The following is a 20674-nucleotide window of genomic DNA, read 5'->3' as shown; positions in this document are numbered from 1 at the left end:
AACGCACCACAAGCCCCTCCCAAGGAAGGTGTACGCCGTGGCGAAAGGCCGGAAGAACGGTCTCTACTCAGGGATCTCCGAGGAACTGTCCGCGTTGATGCGGACGGGGTGGGCGGACACCGAACGGCGCGACCTGCGGCCCGACGAGCAGGCCCCGTACGCGGCCACCCGCCGCGCCGCGCTCTCCGCGCGCTTCCCGGGCGAGCGGCTGGTGATCCCCTCGGGAAACCTCAAGGTCCGCTCCAACGACGACAGTTACCCGTTCCGCCCGTACACCGGTTACGTCCACATGACCGGGGACCAGGCCCGTGACGGCGCGCTCGTCCTCGAACCCCGGGCGGACGGCGGCCACGACGCCTACTGCTTCCAGCTCCCCCGCGACAGCAGGGACGACAACGAGTTCTGGACCGGCTCCACCGCGGAGCTGTGGATGGGACGGCGCCGCTCCCTGGCCGAGTCCGCCGTCGTGCTCGGGCTGCCCTGCCGCGACGTCCGCACCGCGGCCGACGACCTCGCCGCCTCCGGCGCGCCCACCCGCATCGTGCGCGGGATCGACCCGGCCCTGGAAGCCGCCGTCGCCACCGACGAGGAGCGCGACGCGGAGCTGGAGGAGGCGCTCAGCGATCTGCGCCTGGTCAAGGACGACTGGGAGGTGGGGGAGCTGCGCAAGGCCGTCGACTCGACCGTGCGCGGCTTCACCGACGTCATCGGTGAGCTGTCCCGGGCGATAGCCTCGTCCGAGCGGTGGATCGAGGGCACGTTCTTCCGCCGCGCGCGCCTGGAGGGCAACGCCGTCGGTTACGGCACGATCTGCGCCGCGGGCGAGCACGCCACGATCATGCACTGGACCGATAACGACGGCCCGGTCCGCCCGGGAGACCTCCTGCTGCTCGACGCCGGTGTGGAGACGAACACCCTCTACACCGCCGACGTCACCCGCACGCTGCCCATCAGCGGCACCTTCACGCCGCTTCAGCGCACGGTCTACGACGCGGTGTACGAGGCGCAGGAGGCGGGGATGGCAGCCGTGAAGCCCGGCGCCGCGTACCGCGACTTCCACGAGGCGTCCCAGCGCCACCTGGCGGCCCGGCTCGTCGAGTGGGGCTTCATCGAGGGCCCGGCCGAGCGCGCCTACGAACTCGGCCTCCAGCGCCGCTTCACCATGGCCGGCACCGGGCACATGCTCGGTCTGGACGTCCACGACTGCGCGCAGGCCAGGAACGAGGAGTACGTCGACGGCGTCCTGGAGCCGGGCATGGTGCTCACCGTCGAGCCCGGCCTGTACTTCCAGCCGGACGACCTGACCGTGCCCGAGGAGTGGCGCGGCATCGGCGTCCGCATCGAGGACGACCTCCTCGTCACGGCCGACGGCCACGAGAACCTGTCGGCGGGGCTGCCGCGGTCGGCGGACGAGGTCGAGGAGTGGATGGCGCGCCTCGCGGGTTGAACGGGCTCTCCCACGGGTCGCCGCCCGGTCCGGGCCTCCGCTCCGGACGTGGCTGCGGCCCGGAGGCCGGTACCCCTGTCCCCGGGGGTACCGGCCTCCTCGCCCCCGGCGCCGTGGCGGCGGCACCGGCCCGTGGTGGTCAGCGGCTGCCCCAGGACCGGACCTGGCGGCGATGACGTGCCGGACGCCGGTCATCTCACTCTGACGTCCGGATCAGGCCACCCGGCCGAGGAAGTTCAATGCTTGACCAAACCAAGAAGGTGACACACCGTCAACCCTCCGGGCGTACGCGCCCCGGCGCGATCCATCTCCCGCGCGCCTGTCACCGTCCGGACGGTCCCGCACCGAGAGGCCATGCCGCGATGTCCCGGTAGTGGATCGGCCCGGGCCCCCGGCCGACATTGCTGGCGACCAGGTGCAGACGTTCCGCGTGCCAGGGCCGCCCGGTGAAGCCGGCCAGCGCGGCGGCGAGCTCCACCACGCTGGAGGTGTCGTCGCGGCGGGCGCGGGCCAGCGTCAGATGGGGGCGCAGAGGCCGGTCCTCGAACGCCACCCCGCACGCCCGGACCGCGTCGCGGACCTCCTTGGTGAGCAGACGCAGCCCGTCGAGGTCCCCCTCGATCCCGCTCCACAGCACCCGCTCGTCGAAGTGCCCGCCGCCGCGCAGCGCCAGTCGCAGGGGCGGGTGCGCCGCCGCCAGATCGGCCAGCGGCGGCTGGAGGAGCGGGACCGTCGCCGCCGGGAGCTCGCCCAGGAACGCCAGAGTGATGTGCCAGTCCTCGACGCGGTTCCACCGCAGCCGGGGATAGGCGGAGTACGCGGACACCAGTTCGCGCTCCAGCTCCGCCTTGGCGTCGTCGGGCGGGGCGAGCGCTATGAACACGCGGACGGTCGGGGGAGGGGTCTGTTCGGTCACGCATGACTTCGTACACCATCGGCCGTGGGAACGGAGAACGGGCTCCGCCCCCGTCCGGGTGGGCGCGCGGGCCCTCGGTCCTCCGCCCGTCAGTCGTCGAGGGTGCTGGTGCCGAGCCGGCTGGTCATCACCGGGTCGCGGTGGTCGAAGAAGAGCGTGGACCCGGTGTCCAGGGCGGCGACGGCCGCCATCTGGTCGGCGGTGAGCTCGAAGCCGAAGACGTCGATGTTCTCCGCCATGCGCTCGGCGCGGACCGACTTGGGGATGACCACGACGTCCCGCTGGATGAGCCAGCGCAGGACGACCTGGGCCACGGACTTGCCGTGTACGGCGGCGATCCGTACGAGTACGGGGTGGGTGAACAGGTTGTTGCGCCCCTCGGCGAACGGCCCCCATGACTCGATCTGGACCCGCCGCTCGCGCATCAGCTTCTGGTCGGCGATGCGCTGGTGGAAGGGGTGGGTCTCGATCTGGTTGACCGCCGGAGTGATCTCGTTGTGGTCGATGAGGTCCACGAGCCGGTCGGGGTGGAAGTTGGACACGCCGATGGCCCGGGCGAGTCCCTCGCGGTGCAGGCTCTCCATGGCCCGCCAGGAGCCGTAGACATCGCCGTAGGGCTGGTGGATCAGATACAGGTCGACGTAGTCCAGGCCGAGCCTGCGCAACGAGGCATCGAAGGCGCGCCTGGCCCTGTCCTCCCCGGCGTCGGAGACCCATAGCTTGGTGGTGACGAACAGGTCCTCGCGCGCGAGGCCACTGCTCTTGACGGCCCGCCCGACGGCCTCCTCGTTGCGGTAGGCCGCCGCCGTGTCGAGGGAGCGGTAACCGGCGGCGAGGGCGTCGCCGACGGCCTGCTCGGTCTCCTCGGCGGGGATCTGGTAAACGCCGAAGCCGAGGATCGGCATCTCGACGCCGTTGTTCAGGGTCACGCTCTGCATGGCGGGGTCCTTCCGTACACAGGGCCGGGGGCACGCGCTGACGCTGCCCAGCCTGCCCCCTCGCACCGACGACAGCCGGAGCGAAGCGCCCGGCGGCGAGCCGGATGGGCCGTTCGGGTGAGGCCCGGCGCCCGGCGGCCCGGGACGCGAGGGGGCTTTGGGTGCCGCGCGTGTACCGGCGAGGGAGAAGGGGTACTCGCGCGACCGGAGAACCCTGAGCGCGCCCCCCCGGCTCCACCTCCGTGAGGGCGCCCGTATCCCGCCCCGAAGTGAGCCGGCCCCCGACCCCGGGGCCCACGACTGCGGCGGAAGGAGCACCATGGCACCGCGAGTCACGGCCGAGCGCCTGTTGCAGGAGTACGGAAGGACCCACGCGGAGGAGGCGGGCATCCACCTGCGGGACACACCTTCCCCGCTGTACCAGCTGCTGACCCTCTGCGTGCTGTTCTCGGTACGGATCAAGGCGGACATCGCGGTGGCCGCGGCCCGCGAGTTGTTCGAAGCCGGGATGCGTACCCCCAAGGCGATGCTCGCCGCCTCCTGGCAGGACCGGGTGGACGCGCTCGGCCGCGCGCACTACCGCCGCTACGACGAGAGCACGGCCACCGCGCTCGGCGCCGGCGCCGAGCTTCTTCTCGACCGGTACGGCGGTGACCTGCGGCGGCTGCGCGAGGAGGCGGGCGGTGATCCCGGCCGGGTGCGCGAGTTGCTGCGGGAGGTTCCGCGGATCGGTCCGGTAGGCGCGGACATCTTCTGCCGGGAGGCGCAGGGCGTGTGGCCCGAGCTGCGCCCCGCCTTCGACGACCGGGCGCGACACGCCGCCGGCGAGCTGGGGCTGCCCCGGACGCCCGAGGAGCTGGCGGGACTCGTCCCGGCCGAGGACCTGCCGAAGCTGGCGGCTGCGCTGGTGCGGGTGGAGCTCTCCAAGGGGGCCGTGGACGCCCTGCGCGAGACGGGGTAGGGCCGGGCCCGGACCCCACCAGCGCTCCGCGCTTCCCTCCGAGGGTCGCCGGACCCCTGCGGCCCAGGGGTCAACCCACCGGTGTGCCCTGGTGGAAGTACATGCGCCAGCCCGCCTCCGTCCGGCGCCACAGGGAACTCCGCCACGCCCGGCGGCCCGCGTGCTCGGTGAAGTACGTCAGATGGACGACGCCCGGGGCGAGGAGGACGCCGGACATCTCCTCCACGTGGACCGGGGCCTCCCGGGACACCGTGCCGTCCCCCGTCGCCGCGAGGACCGTCCTCCTGTCCCAGCGGCGCCCGGACGCCCCGGTCTCGGTGAACTCCGGGTCGAGCAGCTCCAGCACCCGCGCCGCGCAGGCACGCACCTCGGGGTCGAGGAGCTTCAGCTCCCCGTCGATGGCCGCCTGTACGGCGGCCTCCTCACGCTCGTCCGTCATGCGCAAACCCTAGATACCGGGCCGGCCGTGTTTCCAGCCGATTGTCCGAGCGGTGCCACCCGGGCCCGCAGGTCGCGTCCTCGTCGCAGGCGTCCGGGGTCAGTCGCGGTGCTCGCCGGGCGGTCGCGCCCACGGGTGGCGGAGCCGGATCCAGATGTCCCGGGCCTGGCGGCCCGCCGCCGTGCGGCTGTGGGCGATGACGCGTTGTGCCTCGTCGGGGGTTTCGACCATCGGGCCGGAGCCGCGCAGCGGTTTGCCCGCCGTCTCGTGCAGGAACAGCGTGGATACGAGACCGATGAGCCCGGCCACCATCAGGTAGTACGCCGGGACCAGGTCGTTCCCCGTCACTTCCACGAGCGCGGAGGCGAACAGCGGTGTCGTGCCGCCGAAGAGCGACACCGAGATGTTGAAGGCGATGGACAGGGCGCCGTACCGCAGCCGGGTGGGGAACAGGGCCGGCAGGGTGGAGGCGGCCGTGCCCGCGAAGCAGACCAGCAGCAGGCCCAGGATCGCGCAGCCCACGGCCGGGAGCAGGATGCCGCCCTCCCTGATGAGCAGGAAGGCCGGTACGGCCAGCACGATCAGGGCGATACTGCCCGCGAGGAAGACGGGCCTGCGGCCCCAGCGGTCCGAGGTGTGGCCCACTGTCGTGATGGTGAGGACCACGAGCAGCATGGTGCACAGCACCAGCAACTGCGCGGTGGTGTCGTCCTGGCCCAGGGCGACGGTCATGTAGGTGGGCAGGTAGGAGGTCACCATGTAGTTGGTGACGTTGTACAGCAGGACGAGACCCATACAGATGAGCACCGCGTGCCAGTGCCGGGTGAAGATCTCCTTGAGGGTTCCCTTCGCCGTCGGAGGGGCCTCTTCGGCCGTCGGGTTCCCGCTCTCCGCGGCTGCGTAGGCGGCCTCCTTCTTGAAGGCCGGGGTCTCCTCGAGCTTCATCCGCATGTACAGGCCGATGAGGCCGAGCGGTCCGGCGACGAAGAAGGGGATGCGCCACCCCCAGTCCTCCAGCCCATCGGTTCCGAGCACGGCGGTGAGGACCGTGACCAGGCCGGACCCCAGGGCATAACCGACGAAGGTGCCGAAGTCGAGCCAGCTGCCGAGGAAGCCCCGGCGCCGGTCGGGCGCGTACTCCGCGATGTAGGTCGTGGCCCCCGCGTATTCGCCGCCCGTCGAGAAACCCTGGACGAGTCGGCAGACGAGGAGGAGCAGGGGGGCGGCGACCCCGACCGCCGCGTACGTCGGGAGGAAGCCCACCGCGAAGGTGCTCGCCGCCATCATGATCATCGTCGCGGCGAGGACCTTCTGCCGGCCGATCCGGTCGCCGAGCGGGCCGAACACCAGCCCGCCGAGCGGCCGGACCAGGAACGCCGCGGCGAAGGTCGCGAAGGTCGAGACGACCTGGACGCCCGGCGAGCTCGCCGGGAAGAAGACCTTGCCCATGGTGCTGGCCAGATAGGCGTAGACGCCGAAGTCGAACCACTCCATGGTGTTGCCGAGGGCCGCCGCCGTCACCGCGCGGCGCACCTTGGGCCGGTCGGCGACGAGTACGTCAGCGCTGCTCAACGACCGCTTGCGGCGCCGGAGCAGGGTGCGGAGCATCTGGTCGGTCCGCGCGTGGCCCCGGCCTGGTCCGGGTGGACGACGATTGGGTCCTGGCATGGGGAGGGGCCTCTCTGCCGGGGCGCGGCGCGACGCCGGTGCCCCTTCATTCTTCGAGGCAACAGGTCCTTCGGGCATGTCGGCTGGTCCCTCCGGGTGAACGTGTGCGGGTGGGGGGGCTGCCGCTCCGGCAGCGCGGGAGGAAGGCGCTGGGATGTCTCCGGCCGGTGACATGTGCGCGCGTCCGGGGGAGTTCGGGTCGTCCGGACGTACGGATCGCTGGAACGGCAGGAGTGTCAGGCGGCCTGTTCCGCGAGGGCCTCGCGGCGCACGCGGGTGCAGGTACGGCTGAGGAGCCGGGAGACGTGCATCTGGGAGATACCCAGCTCGGCAGCGATCTGGCTCTGGGTCATGTCGCTGAAGAACCGCATGTAAAGGATCTTCGACTCCCGCTCGGGCAGGGCCCGCAGCGCCGGTTTGACCGCCTCCCGGTCGACGACGGTGTCGAAGCCGGGCTCGGTCGCCCCGAGGGTGTCGGCCAGCGACAGTCCCTCGCCGCCGCTGCTCCCGGGGCCGGACTCGGCCTCCAGGGAGAGGCTCTTGAAGGAGTCCAGGGCCTCCAGCCCGTCCCGGACGTCCTCCTCCTCCAGCCCGCAGTGGGCGGCGAGTTCGGCGATGGTGGGCTCACCGGGGTGCGCGGCCTGGAGCTGCTGGCGCGCCACCCGGACCTTGTTGCGCGCCTCCTGGACACGGCGGGGGACGTGGACGGCCCACAGGGAGTCGCGGAAGTGACGCTTGAGCTCGCCGTTGATGGTGGGGATCGCGTACGCCTCGAACGCGCCCCGCGCGACCTCGTACCGGTCGACGGCCTTCACCAGCCCCATCGCCGCGACCTGATACAGGTCCTCCAGCTCGGCGCCGCGATTGCGGTACTTGCCGGCCAGGCGCTGGGCCATCGGCATCCACCGCGCCACCAGGTCCTCGCGCAGCGCGTCGTGTTCCGGGCCCTCGTCCAGTGCGTTCAGCCGGGCGAAGGCGTCATGGGTGTCGGGGGCGTCGTCGTGGGTCCGCTTACGAGCGAGGCTGTTGGGCATGGCGCGGGCTCCTGCACGTCGGGGGTGTGGGTGACGCCGCCGAACCTCATGTGACCAGGACGCGTCCGGAGTTGGCGTCGCCGGGACACACGCGTCCAGCGGGCGTGCCTCCGGTCCGAAGCACGACTCGCGCCTGCCCCGCTCGCCGTTGGGGAAACGCCCGGTTCGGGACCGGCCGCGCACCGGCTCCCGAACGGACCGGACCGCACCAGGAGCCTAAGCAGCAGGAGGGTCCGGGGCGAGGCGGGTGACCCGTTCGGGCGCACCGCGGCGGGCAGGGGCCGCGGGCCCTGCGGGCGTCGTCGCAACGCGTCGGCCGGAGCCGCGTGGTGGGACGCTGCGGCTCCGGCGCTCGACGGTCAGGGGGCGGGGGGCGGGCGGGGACGCGACATGCGCACGGGGCGCGGACCACGCGGGCGGGTGGCGGCGCCCCGCGGGTCTACGCGGCCTGGGTGAGTTCCGCGCGGCCGAACAGCAGCGCGTAACCGGCCGGGAGTTGGTTCAGGATGCGGGTGAGGAGTTCGGGGCCCGCCAGATCGGCGACGGTGGACAGGACCGATCCGGTGTCCCAGCGGGTGGTCGCGAGGGTCGCGCCGGTGCGGCCGGCCAGGTCCTTGACCAGCGCCCAGCCGGTGAGCGGCTGCACGTCGGGGATCTGCTCGGTCAGGATGCGCGCCGCCTCGTGGGGCAGCCTGGCGGCCAGCTCGACGCGTTCCTCACCGGTCAGTTGGCGCCCCAGCCCCGACACCACCAGCCGTACGGCTTGCTCGGCCCGCTCCCGGGTCGGATACGCGCCTTCGTAGCGGACCTTCTCCAGCATCTGCTCATAGGTCATCGCCAGTACGCGCCGGGGCGCTGTCTGCAGGTCGGAGATCACTGCGGTCGTTGCCTTTCTGTCGCCGAGGACGTGAGGGGAGGACCCGGCGGTTCGGGGCGGCACGCCGGGCGGAGGGGAGGGGCGGGGGGCCGGGCGGGAGGACGGGGCTGGACCGGTCCGTCCTCCCTGCCGTCGGTCCGGCTCAGGCGCGGATCTCCTTGCGGGAGGACTCCCCGCTGATGGTGATCTTGCGGGGCTTGGCGCGTTCGGCGATCGGGATGCGCAGGGTGAGCACCCCGGCCTCGTAGTCGGCCTTGATGCGTTCGGTGTCGAGGGTGTCGGCCAGCACGAGCTGGCGGGAGAACGCGCCCATCGGCCGTTCCGACAGCTCCATCTGCACTCCGTCGGCCTTGCCGACGGGCCGCCGCTCGGCCTTGACGGTCAGCATGTTCCGCTCGACGTCGATGTCGATCGCCTCGGCGCTGACGCCCGGAAGGTCGAAGGCCACCACGTACTCGTCGTTCTCGCGGTAGGCGTCCATCGCCATCGCGGACGGCCGGGTCCAGGTGCCGGTGCCCGGGCTGATCAGCTGCTGGGCCAGCCGGTCGAGTTCACGGAACGGGTCGGTGCGCATCAACATCGTGAAACACCTCCAGAAGGTTCGGGCAGTACCTGCCAATGCGCCTCACGGAAAACGTTGTAGCATGTCATCCGATGGATGACAAATGCGGTGTCGTCGACACGACGACAGCAGGGAAGGAGGCCCCCATGGCAGGCGCCCACCAGCCGCCCTCGGCGAATGACGAGGCCCGGAGCCCGGCCTCGTTCCTCGCCGCCGCCGCGGCGCTGGAGACCATCGACAACGCCCTGCGCGCGGCCCGGGACGAAGGGTCCGGCGGTACGTCCGCCACCGGCGGGGACGGCCCGGAGCAGGCGCTCGCCTCCCTGCTGTTGCTGCGGCAGGTCCGCGAGCAGCTCGCCGGGTGGGAGACCGGTCTGATCGAGACCGCCCGTGAGGCCGGCGCCAGCTGGGCCGACCTCGCCCACCCCCTCGGCGTCGCCAGCCGCCAGGCCGCCGAGCGCCGCTATCTGCGCAACCGGCCCGGCCTCGCCGGGAGCACCGGCGAACAGCGTGTCCAGGCCGCTCGTGAAAAGCGCGCCGCCGAGCGCACGGTCGCCACCTGGGCCCGCCACAACGCCGCCGACCTGCGCCGTCTCGCGGGTCAGATCACCGCGCTCACCGACCTCCCCGCCGCGGCCCGGATACCGCTCCGCCACCTCGACGCGGCCCTCGGCCAGGAGGACCCGGCCGACCTCCTCCCTCCCCTGACCGCGACCCGGCCCTATCTGGCCGGCCCCCACCCCGACCTCGCCGCCCGGCTCGACGCCCTCCCGAACGCGGCCACGGGTACGGGCGGGGGTACCGGTACGGGTACGGACGCCACCGGCTGATCCGCCGGCCGGGTGTGCACCACGTCGTCAAGTCGTTCGGCGCTCGCCCCGCACTAAGCCCACGTCGGCGCCCACGTCCCGACCGGGGAGTGGCCCGCTCGCCGGGCGTGGAGGTCGGCGCGGAGCGCGGCGAGGGTCGGGTGCGTGTTGTCCCGGTGCCAGATCAGTGAGTGGGGGTACACCGGGGCCGGATCCCGCAGCGCGATGCGGCGCAGACCGTGGTCCGCGGGCCAGACCAGATGGGTCCGCTCGCCGACGAAGGTCGCCAGGGACCGGGAGTCGGCGATGGTGTCCAGCAGGGGTTCGGTGCCGAAGTCGGGGCCGGTGATCTCGATGGTGAGCCCGAACGCGGCGGCCAGGGCGTCGTAGTAGGCGCCCCATTCGGTGCCGGGAACGAGGCCGGGCATCCAGATCCGGCGGCCCGCGAGGTCGGCGGGTGCGACCGCGCGCACGGAGGCGAGGTCGTGGGCCGGGCCGGTGAGCAGTTGGATGGGCTCGTCGTAGACGCGCGCGGTCTCGATGTCGTCGGGAAGGCGCCGGCCGGGCATGGTGACGGCGCGGAAGGACGCGTCGATCGTGCCGGAGCGAATGGCGTCCACCGCCGCGTCGGCGTCGAAGAGCGTCACGACGTCGAGCTCGGCCTCGGGATGTCCCCGGCGGAAGTCACGCAGCAGCGAGGCCGGCGCGAGCCGCCGGCCGATCACGTCGACGCGCAGCGCACGGCTGCCGGGACGGACGGAGGCGAGGGCCCGCTCCTCGGCCCGCAGGAGATCACGGGCGTGGGGCAGGAACGCCTGCCCGTCGATGGTGAGCTTCGCTCCCCGCGCGCCGCGGGTGAAGAGCCGGACGCCGAGGGTCTTCTCCAGGGTGGCGATCCGTTTGGAGACGGCCTGCTGGGTGACCGACAATGCCGCGGCGGCGTCCTGGAAACGCCCCCCGTCGGCAGCGGTCACGAAGGTGCGTACGGCGTCGAGGTCCACGGCCGCGATCGTATGCGGACAACCAGTGGTTGTGCGGCCGGGGCCGTCCGGTTGTTTGATTTCGGCGCCCGCCACTCGCTTGGATACCGGTGGTCAGCGTGTGGTTGTGCGGAACGGTCGAGGGGCGGGGCGGGGCATGCGGGGTCGGCGGGCGCTGGGGCGGCGCTTCGGGTGGTTGTGGGCGGCGTTCGCGGTCAGCTCGTACGGATCGGGGCTGGGCTTCGGCGCCTTTCCGCTGATCGCGGTCATCGTGCTGCACTGCGGACCGGCCCAGGTGGCGGCGCTGGCCGCGGCGGGGCGGGCGGTGGGCGCCTTGCTCGCGGTGCCGCTGGGGCCGTGGATGGAGTTCCGCCGCAAGCGGCCGGTCATGGTGGCGATGGACCTGATCCGGTTCACGGTACTGATGAGCATCCCCCTCGCGTTCGCCCTCGGCCGCCTCACCTTCGTCCAGCTCCTGGTCGTCTCCGTCGTGACGGCCGCGGCCGACATCGCCTTCAAGGCGGCCTGCGGCGCGTACGTCAAGGCGCTCGTGCCGCCGGAGGACCTGCTCGTCGCGAACAGCCGCTTCGAGTCCACCACGTGGAGCGCGACCACGGTCGGACCCCCGCTCGGCGGGGCCGCGATCGGTCTCCTCGGCCCGGTCACGACCGTGGTGGCCGACGCGGTCAGCTATCTGCTCTCGGCCCTGGGCATCCGCGCCATCGGCGGAAACGAGCCGCGCCCCGCCCGGCCCGCCGCACCGCGGCTGCGCGCGGGCGACCTCCTCGAAGGGTGGCGCCACATCCTGACCCACCCCGCCCTGCGCCCCCTGTTCCTCAACACCGTCGCGGTCAACGGTCTGATCATGGTCACCGAGCCGCTGATGGCCGTCCTCCTGCTCGACCACCTCGGGTACGCCCCGTGGCAGTACGGTCTCGTGTTCGCGTCCCCGTGCGTGGGGGGCCTGATCGGCTCCCGCCTCGCCCGCCCTCTCGCGGCGCGCTTCGGACAGCACAGGGTGATGCGCACGGCCGGGGTGCTGCGTGCGTGCTGGCCGGTCGGGCTGGCGTTCGCCGGCCCCGGCGCGTCCGGAGCCGTCCTGATCATCACCGTCCAGCTGGGGCTGGTGACGTGCTGCGGCCTGTTCAACCCGCTGCTGGCCACCTACCGCCTCGAACACACCGACCCCGGCAAGCTGGCCCGCACCCTGGCGGCATGGTCGATCAGCAGCAGCGCGGCGATCGCGGCCCTGACCGCCGCGTGGGGCCTGCTGGCGGCCACCACCGGCCCCCGCACCGCGATCGCCACCGCGGGCGTCCTACTGCTGGCGACCCCGTTGCTGCTGCCGCGACGGGCGGCGACGGGGACGGCAGGGAAGGAGGAGGCCGAGGAGGGGGAGGGGGAGCGGGCGGTGAACGCCACGTGACACCGCCGCATCGTCCCCCCCCCCCGGCTGAGGGGCCGGGCTCACAAGCCCGCTGCCGTTGCCCGGCGCGGGCGCCCGTGGGGCGGTATCAATGGGTGGACGCTTCTGGAGTGGACGGCTGGGCGCCTGTTTGTATGGGCTCCGGGACAAAGCAGCATGAGGGGGCGGACAGATGGTGTCCACGGAGAGCATTCTGGCGTTCGCGGCGATGTCGCTGCTGGTGATCGTGATTCCCGGGCCGAGCGTGTTGTTCGTGATCGGCAGGGCCCTGGCGCACGGCCGACGCGTGGCGCTCGCGACCGTCGTCGGCAACCTGCTCGGTTCGTATCTCCTGGTGGTCGCCGTCGCCTGGGGGCTCGGCGCGCTGGTGGAGAGTTCGGCCACGGTCTTCATGGGCGTGAAGCTGGCCGGGGCGGTGTACCTCGTCCACCTCGGCGTGCAGGCCTTCCGGCACCGCAAGGAGATGCGCGCGGCGGCCATGGCGGCCCCCGCGGGGGAGCGGCGCGGTGATCTGCGTACGGTCATGGACGGCGTTCTCGTCGGCGTCACCAACCCCAAGGGTGTGGTCTTCTTCGCTGCGGTACTGCCGCAGTTCGTGGACCACTCGGCCGGCCGTGTTCCCCTTCAGATGATGGTGCTGGGGCTGGTCCCGGTCGCCATCGGCATGATCACGGACACGCTGTGGGGCCTGGGCGCCGCCGCGGCCCGTTCCTGGTTCGCGCGCTCGGACCGTCGGCTGTCGATGGTGGGCGGTGCCGGCGGCCTCGCGATGATCGGCCTGGGCGTGACCGTGGCGGCGACGGGCCGCGCCGACTAGCAGGCTGGGGGGCAGGGAAGCCGTCGGCGGCGCCGACACATGGCCGACCCCCTGCTGTTCCAGGTCCGGCACAGAAGTGCGCGGGCGGCATCAGCAAGGGGTCGGGTCCCGGGTGTTCGCCTCCGGCGGGGTTCAGACCTGTCCGCGCCACGCGCCGGTCTCGGCGCCGCGCGACTCGATGAACTCCTTGAAGCGCTTCAGGTCACCGCTCACCTGGCGCTTGACGAACCCGAGCTTGTCGCCGACCGTCTCGGCCATGCCCTCGGGGTCGAAGTCCATCTGGAGCATCACCTTGGTGGTCGTGTCGTCGATGCGATGGAACGTCACCACACCGGCCTGACGCACGTCGCCGCCGACGGTGGTCCAGGCGACGCGCTCGTCGGGACGCTGCTCGGTGATCTCGGCGTCGAACTCCCGCTTCACACCGTCCACACTCGTCACCCAGTGGGTGAGGGTGGAGGTGCGCTGCTCGATGCGCTCGACGCCGTCCATGAACTGCGGGAAGGACTCGAACTGGGTCCACTGGTCGTACGCGGTGCGGACCGGGACGGCCACCTCGACGGACTGCTCAACCTGCGACATGCACTGCCTCCTGCGTCTCGGGTGGGTATCGGGGTCTTCTGCGGACAGCGGGTACCCCGCTCCCACGCGATCACTCGGTTTCCCATTCCGGTTTCGCCGCCGCCATACGGGTACCTGCGGGAAGCCGCCCCTGGTGAAACCAGTGAGGAGGGACGGATCATGGAACCCACCCTCGGGACCGAGGCGCCATCGGCGCAACATGTGCATGTCGTCCTCGGCGGCTGCTCAGCCGGCGACGCCGAAGCGGTCCTCACGAGCCTGCACCGGTGGTACTCCTCCGAGCGGGGCGTCACGGCCCCTTCGACGCGGGACATCTCCGCGCACCCCACGGTGTGGACCGCGATGGTCGACACCTCCCACCGCTCCGGCGAGGTGGAGCCGGTGACGCTGGGCGAGAGTGTCACCGTCAACATGCAGGGCGGCCCCGGGCCGGTGGGGCGGCTGCGCGACACCTTCGCGCTGGCCTTCGCGGTGAGCGACGACGGTACGGCGTCGGGCGACCAGGAAGTGGATGTGCAGCTCCATCTGCGCAGCCGCTGACCCGCCTCCCGCGCGCCGCCCGACGCCGCCGACTCAGGCCAGCAGGCTCTGGCTGGTGATCAGCTCGCGTACCGCTGCGAGCCCGCCCTCGGCGAAGGCCTTCTGCTGCCGGTCCGCACCCGTCCCCTCGCGCAGGAGCCGGTGGAGCAGGGCGTCGACTTCCCGGGTGTCGCCCAGCGCCTCCAGCGCCGGGCCGATGTGCTTCATGAGCATGCACAGCACGTCGCCGCAACTGCGCAGTTGTCCGTCGGGGGTGACCAGTTTGCCGGTCAGGCCGTCCCGGGCGGCGCGCCACGTGGCGGCCTGCACGAGCTCGCCCGGACACTCCGGAACGGGCAGCCCCTCCTTGTGCTCGCGGATCGCGGTGGCCACCAGCGCCCGGACGATGGCGGCCAGCAGCACCGCGTCGTCGGCCCGCAACTGGACGTCCAGGCAGCGCACTTCGACGGTCGGGTAGTTCTCGCTGAGACGGGCGTGCCAGTACAGCTGGCCCCTGTCCATGACGGCCCCCGCCGCCTTGAGCGCCTGCGCGCGGCTCTCGTAGTCGTCGAGGTCGGCGAAGCGCGGCGGCGGTCCGCTGACGGGCCAGCGGCTGAAGACGAGCGTGCGCCAGCTGGCGAATCCGGTCTCATGGCCGTCCCACAACGGGGAGTTGACCGACATCGCGAGCAGGGTGGGCAGCCAGACGCGGATGCGGTTGAGGACCGCGACGCCCACCTCGCGGTCCGGCACCCCCACATGCACGTGCATACCGTTGATCAGCTGCTCGTCGACCAGTTGCCCCGCACTGATATGCATGGCCCGGTAGCGGGGGCGCTCGGTGACGGGCACGGGGGTCTCCCCCACGACGGGAGCCGCTCCGACGGCGGCGAGACGGCAGCCGAGGCCCTCGGCGGCGGACCCGAGCGCGTGCCGCAGACGCAGCAGATGGCCGCCGACCTCCTCAAGTGCCTGACAGACCGGTGTGGCTACCTCGACCTGGGCCTGGAGCAGCTCGGGCTGGACCTCGTCCTCGTCCACGGTCTTCCCCAGACCGGCGGCGGCACGTACGCCTTCGGAGCGCGCGACCGGCAGCCCGGTGGTGGGATGCACCAGGAGATACTCTTCTTCGACCCCAAACGTGAGCATGGCCTGCGAGTACCCGTGTCGCGCTGTGTGAACCGTACGCACCGAGTCCGCTCCGGAGGGGAACCCACCGTTTCGCGCCCGGCTGCCGGGTATCCGCCTGTCATGACTTTGCGCAACACAGAACTGGCCGCCGGCCGAGACCTGGCTGTCGGCGTGGCTCCCTTCGTCGTCGGTGTACTCCTCGTGGCGCTGCTCATCGCCCTGGTGTGGCGTGGCCAGCGCAGGCGCCGGGCCCGGGTGCCCCGTCCGGAGGAGCAGCCCAGGCTTCCCGAGTCCGGGCCCGTGGGCGAGATCGTCGAGCGCCGCGAGCCGGACGAGGTACCCCGTGACGGCGCCCGGCTGAAGCCGCACGGACTGCACGGATTCGGGAACTCCGGCACCCGGCGGGCGGGGTCGCAGCAGGAACCCTCGACGGACGACCGCGATCGGTGACGCGCTGAGTGATCGTCGACCGGCGCGGCGGCCGGGTCGTCGGCGCGTGAGGCGGCCCGCTTCCGGGCGGCGCACGCCGCGGCTTTCGGCGTCGATCGCCGGCCTGGCCCGTTCCGCACGTTATCCGGTGGTGGTCCGGGGCACCCGGCGGCCGACAGACCCATGCGCCGCACACCGAAGTGAAGGGACCGGACATGACCACCGCACGCGACATCATGACGCCCGGCGCCGAGTGCGCCTCGGCGACGGAGTCCGTCCTGGAGGCGGCCGTCAAGCTCACCGAGCTCGGCGTGGGCGCGCTGCCCATCTGTGGCAGCGACAACCGCCTGAAAGGCGTGATCACCGACCGTGACATCGTCGTCAAGGTGCTGGGCGCGGGCAAGGACCCCGCCGCGACGACGGCAGGTGACCTCGCCCAGGGCGAGGCCGTCACCATCGGCGCCGACGACGACGTGGACGAGATCTTCCGGACGATGAGGACCCACCAGGTGCGTCGGCTGCCCGTCATCGACGGCCACACCCTGGTCGGGATGGTCGCCCTGGCGGACGTGGCGCGCTCGCTGCCGTCGCCGGAGGTCGGCGACCTTCTTGAGGCGCTGTCGACCGGCTGAGGCCGGGGCACGCACAGAGCACCAACACGAAAGGACCGAGCAGACATGCGGATCGCATTTCTCGTCGCGCCCGAGGGCGTGGAGCAGAAAGAGCTCACCGAGCCGTGGCAGGCGGTGGACGCCGCGGGCGGCACGCCCGTGCTGGTCTCCACCGAGAAGGGGGAGATCCAGGCGTTCAACCACCTCGACAAGGCGGATACGTTCCCCGTCGACGAGGTCGTCGGTGAGGCGGACGCGGCGGAGTTCGACGGACTCGTCCTCGCGGGCGGCGTCGCCAACCCCGACTTCCTGCGGCTGGACGAGAAGGCCGTGGCGTTCACCAAGGCGTTCTTCGATCTGGGCAAGCCGGTCGCGGCGATCTGTCACGCCCCCTGGACGCTGGTGGAGGCCGATGTGGTGCGCGGACGGGTTCTGACGTCCTGGCCGAGTCTGCGTACGGACATCCGCAACGCCGGCGGTGAATGGGTCGACGAAGAGGTGAAGATCTGCGACCACGGGCCGAACGTCCTGATCACCAGCCGCAAGCCCGATGACCTGCCCGCCTTCTGCGAGGCGCTGACAACCGCGTTCGACAAGGCCGGGAGGACCGTTCGGTGACCGACCCCAAGCGGACACAGCGTGACGCCTTCCGGGCGCACGACCCGGCATCGGGCCCGCTCACCACCGACCAGGGAGTCGTCGTGGACCACACCGACGACTCCCTGCGGGTGGGTGAACGCGGACCCACCCTGCTGGAGGACTTCCACTTCCGCGAGAAGCTCACCCACTTCGACCACGAGCGGATACCCGAGCGCGTGGTGCACGCGCGCGGCGCCGGTGCCTACGGGTATTTCCAGCCGTACGAGTCGTGCGCGGACTTCACCCAGGCCGCGTTCCTCCAGGACCCCGAAGTCAAGACACCCGTGTTCGTCCGGTTCTCGACCGTGCAGGGCCCGCGCGGATCGGCCGACACCGTACGGGACGTGCGCGGATTCGCCACGAAGTTCTATACCTCGCAGGGCAATTACGACCTGGTGGGCAACAACGTCCCGGTCTTCTTCATCCAGGACGGCATCAAGTTCCCGGACTTCGTCCACGCGCTCAAGCCCGAGCCGCACAACGAGATACCCACCGGCGCCTCCGCCCATGACACGCTGTGGGACTTCGTGTCGCTCCAGCCGGAGACGCTGCACGCCATCATGTGGCTGATGTCGGACCGCGCCATCCCGCGCAGCTACCGGATGATGCAGGGCTTCGGGGTGCACACCTTCCGTTTTGTCGACGCGAACGGCAAGGGCACCTTCGTCAAGTTCCACTGGAAGCCCAAGCTCGGCGTCCACTCGCTGATATGGGACGAGGCCCAGGAGTGCCAGGGGCGCGACCCGGACTTCAACCGCCGCGACCTGTGGCAGGCGATCGAGGCGGGCGACTACCCCGAGTGGGAGCTCGGCGTCCAGCTCGTGCCGGAGGAGGACGAGTTCGCCTTCGACTTCGACCTGCTGGACGCCACGAAGCTGATCCCGGAGGAGCAGGTGCCCGTCCGCCCCATCGGGCGGATGGTCCTGGACCGCAACCCCGAGAACTTCTTCGCCGAGACCGAGCAGGTCGCCTTCCACACGGCCAACGTGGTGCCGGGTATCGACTTCACCAACGACCCCCTCCTCCAGGCCCGGAACTTCTCCTATCTGGACACCCAGTTGCTGCGACTGGGCGGCCCCAACTTCGCCCAGCTGCCGGTGAACCAGCCGCTCGCACCCGTACGGACCAACCACCGCGACGGCCCGCACCAGGGCGTGGTCCACTCCGGCGCCACCAGCTACACCCCCAACTCGCTCGGCGGCGGCTGCCCCGCGGTCGCGGGCGGTCACGCCGACGCGTACCGGCACCACGCCGAACGGGTGGACGGCGAGAAGATCCGTCGCCGCAGCGCCAGCTTCCAGGACCACTACAGCCAGGCGGCACTGTTCTGGAACAGCATGAGCGGCTGGGAGAAGCAGCACATCATCGACGCCTTCCGTTTCGAGCTCGGCAAGGTCGAGGCGATGAGCGTCCGCGCCCGCACCGTCGAGGTCCTGGCCTCGGTGGACGGGGCGCTGGCCCGGGCAGTGGCCGAGGGCATCGGTGTCCCCGCCCCGCGTCAGGGCGCGGACCGGCACAAGGGGAGTTCCCCCGCGCTCAGCCTGGAATCCCTGCGCGGCGAGGGCTCCATCAGCACCCGCCGGATCGCCCTGCTGGTGGCCGACGGGCTGGAGACGGAACACCTCGCGCCGATCCGCGAAGCACTCGTCTCCCAGGGCGCCATCGTGGAGGCCATCGCCCCGCACGACGGGAAGATCACCGGCCTGGACGGCAGCGGTTACGTCGTCGACCGGGCCCTGCCCACCGTCGCCTCCGTGCTCTACGACGCGGTCCTGCTGCCGGACGGCCCGCCCGGTGACTCCCCGCTGCTCACCGAGGAGGCCGCCGTCCGCTTCGTCCGGGACGCCTACCGCCACGGCAAGCCGATCGGCGCCCTCGGCTCGGCGGTCGCCCTCCTGGACCGGCTGGGTGTCACCACCGAGCAGGGCCAAGGTGTCGCCGCCGACCACGGCGTGGTCACGGATCCCACGGCCCGGCCCTCCGCCGACGGCGAGGAGTTCGCCGAACGCTTCATCCAGGCCGTCGCCGCACACCGGCACTGGAACCGGCCGGCGCTGCTGCGCTGACCCGGTGGTTCCGTCCGGAACGGAAACAGCCCCTCACGGCACTGCCGTGGGGGGCTGTTTTCACAACCGGGGGCTCTACACCTTCAGACCTTCCGCTGCCCGAGCGGACGGGTCGCGGGCCCCTGGATGACCTTGCCGTCGGTGTCGAAGCGGGAGCCGTGGCACGGGCATTCCCAGGTGCGTTCCGCGCTGTTGAAGGCGACCAGGCAGCCCAGATGGGTGCAGCGCGCCGACACTGCGTGCGCTTCGCCCCGTTCGTCACGGTAGACCGCGCACCGCTCGCCGTCGACGCGGACCACGGCACCACTGCCCGGTTCGATCTCGGAGACGTCCCCGACCTTCGGCGGACGCAGCCGGTCGCCCACGAAGTGGCGGGCGACCTTCGCCTGGTTCTGGAGGAACTCGGGAGCCTGGCGTACGGCGCTGAGGATGCGCGTCGGGTCGTACAGGCCGCTCCACGGAAGCGGTTCGCCGGTGATCTGCGAGGTGAGCAGGCGCCCGGCCATGATGCCGCCGCTCATGCCCCAGCCGCCGAAGCCGGTCGCCACATACGCGTGCGACGCCCGTGCGTGGAGACGGCCGACCATGGGCACCTGATCGGTGGGGTCGGTGTCCTGGGCCGCCCAGCGGTGGGTGATGGTGATGCCGGGGAAGTGCTGCCGCGCCCACTCGGCCAGCTTGTCGAACCGCGCGGGGGTGTCCTCGGCGCCCGGGGTGAAGCTCTCGCCGGTGACGATCAGCAGCCGCCGGCCGTCCTCGTAGGGCGCGGTCCGTACCGAGCGGGTGTTCAGCTCGGGGGTGATGTACATACCCTTCGGGTCCCGGTCGGCGGGAATCGGCGCGGCGACGACCAGTTCGCGGTGGATGGCCAGGCGGGTGAAGAGCAGGGCCCGGTCGAAGATGGGGTAGTGGGTGGCCACGACGACATCGCGGGCCGTCACGGTCACTCCCGTATCGGTGGTCACACGGCAGGGCTCGCCCTCGTCCAAGTCGACGACGGTGGTGTGTTCGTAGATCTTCCCGCCGTGGGCGAGCAGGTCGTCGACGAGTGCCAGGAGGTATTTGCGCGGATGGAACTGGACCTGGTCCGCCAGCCGTACGGCGCCCGCGACGGGGTACGGCAACCCGGTCTCCCGCACGAACTCGGCGGGCAGCCCCGCCGCCCGGGCCGCCTCCGCCTCCGCGCGAAGCTCTTCGATACGGCTGGTGTCGCGCAGATAGGTGTAGGCGGGGACGCGTTCCCAGTCGCAGTCGATGCCCAGGTCGTCCACCACGGCGGCGGCGTGCTCCAGGGCGTCGGTCTGCGACCGCGCGTACAGATGTGCGGCCTGCGCGTCACGGGTGCGGGTCAGCCGGGCGTACGAAAGGCTGTGCAGGGCGGTGAGTTTGGCCGTGGTGTGGCCGGTGACGCCCTGCGCGATCCGGCCGGCTTCGACGACGACCACGCTGCGGCCGGCGCGGGCGAGCTCGCGCGCCGCGCTCAGACCGGCGATGCCCGCTCCGACGACCACCACATCGGCTCGGGTGTCCGTGTCCAGGGGTGGGTACGGAGTGCCGCCGGGAGCGGTCTCGATCCAATACGATCCCCCGGTTGCCCGCGTCTCATTCATGCGCACCGGGTGCCCGCCTGCGCTCCGTCGACACCTCGGGGAGACGTCCGCCCGGGGGAGGCCCCGCCGGGGATCCGGCCGCGCTGCGCGGCGGGGGGGGGGGGGAGGGGGGGGGCCCCCCCCCCCCCCCAAGAAATAAACCCCCCCCCAAGGCGACACTTGTCTGGGGATTTGGTCCCCTTGGAGGGGAATGGGAGGATGTGATTTTGGTTT

General features: G+C 71.9%; 21 protein-coding genes. 10 read left to right on the top strand and 11 right to left on the bottom strand.

All coding sequences use genetic code 11. From position 1 onward, the window contains the following. Positions 1–37: 37 nt before the first annotated feature. Positions 38–1447 carry an aminopeptidase P family protein gene (locus tag ACZ5ID_RS10710; protein ID WP_468895732.1) on the top strand — a complete coding sequence of 470 codons (1410 nt, stop codon included), beginning with the start codon at positions 38–40 and terminating at the stop codon, positions 1445–1447. Between the two features lie 322 nt (positions 1448–1769). Here ACZ5ID_RS10710 and thpR read toward each other — a convergent pair whose 3' ends face one another. Both thpR and ACZ5ID_RS10700 read right to left on the bottom strand, forming a co-directional pair. Continuing rightward, positions 1770–2363: an RNA 2',3'-cyclic phosphodiesterase gene (gene thpR, locus ACZ5ID_RS10705; RefSeq protein WP_468895729.1), complete on the bottom strand. Its 594-nt coding sequence runs from the start codon at positions 2361–2363 to the stop codon at positions 1770–1772. Between the two features lie 89 nt (positions 2364–2452). Next, positions 2453–3301 (bottom strand): aldo/keto reductase, encoded by an 849-nt coding sequence (locus tag ACZ5ID_RS10700; protein WP_468895726.1) that lies wholly within the window; start codon positions 3299–3301, stop codon positions 2453–2455. A gap of 319 nt (positions 3302–3620) precedes the next feature. Between ACZ5ID_RS10700 and ACZ5ID_RS10695 the strand changes: the two genes are divergently transcribed. After that, positions 3621–4262 carry an HhH-GDP family DNA glycosylase gene (locus tag ACZ5ID_RS10695; protein ID WP_468895723.1) on the top strand — a complete coding sequence of 214 codons (642 nt, stop codon included), beginning with the start codon at positions 3621–3623 and terminating at the stop codon, positions 4260–4262. Positions 4263–4332: 70 nt separating this feature from the next. Here ACZ5ID_RS10695 and ACZ5ID_RS10690 read toward each other — a convergent pair whose 3' ends face one another. The 5 genes from ACZ5ID_RS10690 to ACZ5ID_RS10670 all read right to left on the bottom strand — a co-directional run bounded on the left by ACZ5ID_RS10690 (position 4333) and on the right by ACZ5ID_RS10670 (position 8860). Then, a complete protein-coding gene (locus ACZ5ID_RS10690; RefSeq protein WP_468895720.1) occupies positions 4333–4701 on the bottom strand; it encodes a nuclear transport factor 2 family protein in 369 nt (122 codons plus the stop codon). Positions 4702–4800: 99 nt separating this feature from the next. After that, positions 4801–6309, bottom strand: a complete 1509-nt coding sequence (gene proP / locus ACZ5ID_RS10685) for a glycine betaine/L-proline transporter ProP (RefSeq protein ID WP_468895717.1) — start codon at positions 6307–6309, stop codon at positions 4801–4803. A 296-nt stretch (positions 6310–6605) separates the two neighbouring features. Continuing rightward, positions 6606–7403, bottom strand: a complete 798-nt coding sequence (locus ACZ5ID_RS10680) for a SigB/SigF/SigG family RNA polymerase sigma factor (protein WP_468895714.1) — start codon at positions 7401–7403, stop codon at positions 6606–6608. A gap of 439 nt (positions 7404–7842) precedes the next feature. After that, on the bottom strand, positions 7843–8238 hold the full coding sequence (locus ACZ5ID_RS10675) for a DUF2267 domain-containing protein (protein WP_406554485.1): 396 nt from the start codon (positions 8236–8238) through the stop codon (positions 7843–7845). A gap of 184 nt (positions 8239–8422) precedes the next feature. Further along, a complete protein-coding gene (locus ACZ5ID_RS10670) occupies positions 8423–8860 on the bottom strand; it encodes an Hsp20/alpha crystallin family protein (protein ID WP_468895711.1) in 438 nt (145 codons plus the stop codon). 128 nt (positions 8861–8988) lie between these two features. Here ACZ5ID_RS10670 and ACZ5ID_RS10665 point away from each other — a divergent pair, with 128 nt between their 5' ends. After that, complete coding sequence (locus tag ACZ5ID_RS10665; protein WP_468895708.1) at positions 8989–9672, top strand: type III effector protein; 684 nt, start codon at positions 8989–8991, stop codon at positions 9670–9672. Between the two features lie 53 nt (positions 9673–9725). Here the strand turns inward: ACZ5ID_RS10665 and ACZ5ID_RS10660 are convergent, their stop codons facing one another. Next, positions 9726–10652 carry a LysR family transcriptional regulator gene (locus ACZ5ID_RS10660; protein ID WP_468895705.1) on the bottom strand — a complete coding sequence of 309 codons (927 nt, stop codon included), beginning with the start codon at positions 10650–10652 and terminating at the stop codon, positions 9726–9728. A gap of 136 nt (positions 10653–10788) precedes the next feature. Here ACZ5ID_RS10660 and ACZ5ID_RS10655 point away from each other — a divergent pair, with 136 nt between their 5' ends. Continuing rightward, the gene (locus ACZ5ID_RS10655) at positions 10789–12057 is read left to right on the top strand and encodes an MFS transporter (RefSeq protein ID WP_468895702.1); all 1269 of its coding nucleotides are present in this window, start codon (positions 10789–10791) and stop codon (positions 12055–12057) included. Between the two features lie 172 nt (positions 12058–12229). Next, positions 12230–12874, top strand: coding sequence for a LysE family translocator (locus ACZ5ID_RS10650; protein ID WP_468895699.1), 645 nt, complete (start codon positions 12230–12232; stop codon positions 12872–12874). Positions 12875–13006: 132 nt separating this feature from the next. On the opposite strand, the gene ACZ5ID_RS10645 is transcribed toward ACZ5ID_RS10650, so the two are convergent. Continuing rightward, positions 13007–13456, bottom strand: a complete 450-nt coding sequence (locus ACZ5ID_RS10645) for an SRPBCC family protein (protein ID WP_468895696.1) — start codon at positions 13454–13456, stop codon at positions 13007–13009. Positions 13457–13615: 159 nt separating this feature from the next. On the opposite strand from ACZ5ID_RS10645, the gene ACZ5ID_RS10640 reads away from it, so the two are divergent. Next, a complete protein-coding gene (locus tag ACZ5ID_RS10640; protein ID WP_468895693.1) occupies positions 13616–13996 on the top strand; it encodes a hypothetical protein in 381 nt (126 codons plus the stop codon). 33 nt (positions 13997–14029) lie between these two features. On the opposite strand, the gene ACZ5ID_RS10635 is transcribed toward ACZ5ID_RS10640, so the two are convergent. Then, positions 14030–15124 carry a carboxylate-amine ligase gene (locus tag ACZ5ID_RS10635; RefSeq protein ID WP_468895690.1) on the bottom strand — a complete coding sequence of 365 codons (1095 nt, stop codon included), beginning with the start codon at positions 15122–15124 and terminating at the stop codon, positions 14030–14032. Between the two features lie 102 nt (positions 15125–15226). Here ACZ5ID_RS10635 and ACZ5ID_RS10630 point away from each other — a divergent pair, with 102 nt between their 5' ends. The 4 genes from ACZ5ID_RS10630 (at position 15227) to ACZ5ID_RS10615 (ending at position 18851) form a co-directional block, all read left to right on the top strand. Next, complete coding sequence (locus ACZ5ID_RS10630; RefSeq protein WP_468895687.1) at positions 15227–15556, top strand: DUF6479 family protein; 330 nt, start codon at positions 15227–15229, stop codon at positions 15554–15556. Positions 15557–15750: 194 nt separating this feature from the next. After that, positions 15751–16167 carry a CBS domain-containing protein gene (locus ACZ5ID_RS10625; RefSeq protein WP_468895684.1) on the top strand — a complete coding sequence of 139 codons (417 nt, stop codon included), beginning with the start codon at positions 15751–15753 and terminating at the stop codon, positions 16165–16167. A gap of 45 nt (positions 16168–16212) precedes the next feature. Beyond that, positions 16213–16764 (top strand): type 1 glutamine amidotransferase domain-containing protein, encoded by a 552-nt coding sequence (locus tag ACZ5ID_RS10620; protein ID WP_468895681.1) that lies wholly within the window; start codon positions 16213–16215, stop codon positions 16762–16764. Continuing rightward, complete coding sequence (locus tag ACZ5ID_RS10615; RefSeq protein WP_468895678.1) at positions 16761–18851, top strand: catalase; 2091 nt, start codon at positions 16761–16763, stop codon at positions 18849–18851. Before ACZ5ID_RS10620 ends, ACZ5ID_RS10615 begins: the two co-directional genes overlap by 4 nt. Positions 18852–18934: 83 nt before the next feature. On the opposite strand, the gene ACZ5ID_RS10610 is transcribed toward ACZ5ID_RS10615, so the two are convergent. Continuing rightward, positions 18935–20461, bottom strand: coding sequence for an FAD-dependent oxidoreductase (locus tag ACZ5ID_RS10610; protein ID WP_468895675.1), 1527 nt, complete (start codon positions 20459–20461; stop codon positions 18935–18937). Positions 20462–20674 lie beyond the last annotated feature (213 nt).

This window comes from Streptomyces sp. NPDC031670, assembly GCF_055580545.1.
This window is presented reverse-complemented; position numbering and strand designations above follow the sequence as displayed.